Source organism: Catenibacterium sp. co_0103, from assembly GCF_004168205.1.
Taxonomy (GTDB): domain Bacteria; phylum Bacillota_I; class Bacilli_A; order Erysipelotrichales; family Coprobacillaceae; genus Catenibacterium; species Catenibacterium mitsuoka_A.
On the sequence record NZ_RCYB01000152.1, the window covers coordinates 1 to 2,950 of the forward strand.

At 35.3% G+C, this 2,950-nt stretch carries 1 protein-coding gene; it reads right to left on the reverse strand.

The window, feature by feature from the left end:
- Nucleotides 1-95: 95 nt before the first annotated feature.
- Nucleotides 96-2,675 (reverse strand): cation-translocating P-type ATPase, encoded by a 2,580-nt coding sequence (locus EAI80_RS12585; protein ID WP_238634622.1) that lies wholly within the window; start codon nucleotides 2,673-2,675, stop codon nucleotides 96-98.
- Nucleotides 2,676-2,950 lie beyond the last annotated feature (275 nt).

The following is a 2,950-nucleotide window of genomic DNA, read 5'->3' on the forward strand; positions in this document are numbered from 1 at the left end:
ATAAGGGGTGAGATTCACCCCTTACTGCGTGATAATTAAAATTTAGGAAACCCCTAGTTATTTTAAATTACCAAAAAACACCTGCAATGCAGGTGTTAACGTTTATTGAAACGTTTAGAGATTTCTACGATTGGGATAACTGAGAATGCAAGTAATGCTGCAATCGCGAAATGAGATGGATCAAGAGGAACTAAACTAAATAAATGAGAAAGAGGTGTAAAGATGATGGCTAACTGTAATACAAGACCTAAAGCTGTTGCACCCCATAAATACTTATTGTTGAATACCTGTTTATTAAATACTGAATGATGACTCTTTACGTTAAAAGCATGACATAATTCAGCACCTGACATAGTAATAAAGGCCATAGTCATCGCATATTCATGATTACTGAAATACTGACCAATTGAATAAGAAACTAAAGTAAGTAAACCTACCATCACACCCTGCCAGATGACTTTCACCATTAAGCCATTCGCAAAGAAACCTTCATCCTTTTCTCTTGGTTTTCTATCCATGATATCATCTTCAGCTGGTTCTAAACCAATCGCAAAGGCTGGTAAAGCATCTGTGATGAGGTTAATCCATAATAAATGAATAGGTAATAATGGCACACCAAATCCCCAAGAAGGATTAATTAACGCAATAATAGAAGCTAAGAAGATAGCAAGTACTTCACCAACATTACTTGATAATAAGAACTGTACATCCTTCTGGATATTATCAAAAATACCACGACCCTGTTTAATAGACTGAATAATAGTCGCAAAGTTATCATCTGTTAGAATCATAGTAGCAGCATTCTTCGCTACATCTGTACCTGTAATACCCATAGCACAGCCAATATCTGCAGTCTTTAAGGCTGGTGCATCATTGACACCATCCCCTGTCATAGCGACAATCTTATTCTTTGATTTCCATGCTTTGACGATATTTACTTTATGTTCAGGAGCCACACGTGCATAAACACTATATTTTTCTACATTCTTTTCTAGTTCTTCCTGAGACATCTGAGACAATTCTTCACCAGAAATAACTTCCTGTCCCTCACTTAAAATACCTAAATCCTTCGCAATGGCAGTCGCTGTTGTCTTATGGTCACCAGTGATCATAATAGTACGCACACCTGCATGCTTAGCAACTCTAATGGCTTCTTTTGCTTCTGGACGAGCTGGGTCAATCATACCTACAAACCCAATAAAGTCCATATCATTTTCTATTTCTTCTACTGTAATGTTAGTAGGCATTGTATCATATATCTTCACTGCCACAGCTAAAACCCTTAATGCATCTTTAGCCATTTCATCATTGGCAGTCATAGCCTGGTCACTATCTACATCACGACATCTATTTAAGATCACATCAGGTCCACCTTTAGTAATAGACACATAATGATTTCCATCCTTCACAATAACACTCATCATCTTACGATCAGAATCAAAAGCCAATTCTCCTACACGTGGATACTTTTCCATGAGTGCTTTCTTTTCAAAGTTCATCTTTTTACTTGCTTCTACTAGTGCAACTTCAGTAGGATCACCTAGTACCTTACCATCATCAATAGAAGCATCAGAACATAGGGTAAATGCATTCAACATATCAATAGTTTTAGAATCTGCTTCTTCTAAATCTTTTACTTCATCACCATCTAAGTAAGTCTTTAAGATAGTCATCTTATTTTGTGTTAATGTACCTGTTTTATCAGAACATACAATAGAAGTACTACCTAATGTTTCTACTGCAGGTAGTTTACGAATAATGGCATGCTGTTTAACCATCTTAGTCACACTAACAGCTAAGACAATAGTAACAGTAGCTGCAAGTCCTTCTGGTACAGCTGCAACAGCTAACGCAACAGCTGTCTTAAATGATTCTAACCAGCTAATACCACTCAATGATTCAAGAATAAATACAATCACACAGATCACAATACAAAGTAATCCAATTGTTTTACCTATTTCATTTAATTTAACCTGTAAAGGTGTTAATTCCTTTTCACTCGCATTCAACATGCCTGCAATCTTACCTACTTCATTCTTCATACCAATAGATGTAACTATTGCTTCACCACGACCATAAGTGACTACTGTAGAAGAGAAGACCATATTTGTCTGGTCCCCAATCACAACATCCTGACTAATAGGATCAGTTGTCTTTTCTACAGGAACAGATTCACCTGTTAAGGCTGATTCATCTACCTTTAAGTTATAAGCTTCAATTAAACGTGCATCACTAGGAATCATATCCCCTGTTTCAAGAATAATAATATCACCAGGTACTAATTCCTTAGAGGCAATAGTCTGTTTCACACCATCTCTTAATACCTTTGATTGTGGTGCAGATAATTCTTGTAATGATTCAAGACTCTTTTCTGCATGACTCTCTAATACAACACCTAGAATCGCATTCATCATAACGACTATTACGATAATAAGAGAATCAATCCAGTCTCCTGGTTCTACAACAATAGATACCACTGCTGCAATAATTAAAATAATAATCATTGCATCCTTAAACTGATCTAGAAAACGTAAAAGAAGAGACCTTTTCTGTGGCTTTTCTAGTTCATTGGTACCATATATGCCTTGTCTCTTCTTTGCTTCAGAAGAAGTCAGTCCCTTTTCAATATTTGTATCTAAAGAGTTTACTACTTCTTCAATTGTTTTTTTATACATTTGTATTCCTCCTTTAATAAAAACAATCGTTTTATTAAAGGTCTCGCTGATCATAAATGACCAAAACAATCCGGTTATGTAAATCATAACGTGTTGACGAACGGTTCTGTAAGAGCTACTCCCCTTTAATTAATTTCATTCTACCAAATTCATATCGCTTGTCAATCATAGAAAGTTATTCCTATAATATCTTGAGGTGAAAGTGTGAAACAAAAATCAATCAAAACGTATAAAAAAAGACAAACTTAAAAACAAGTTTGAATAATTTAGAAAAA

Coding starts and splice junctions, on each gene's coding strand:
- EAI80_RS12585 (WP_238634622.1), bottom strand. CDS start 2,675: ATGTATAAAAAAACAATTGAAGAAGTAGTAAACTCTTTAGATACAAAT.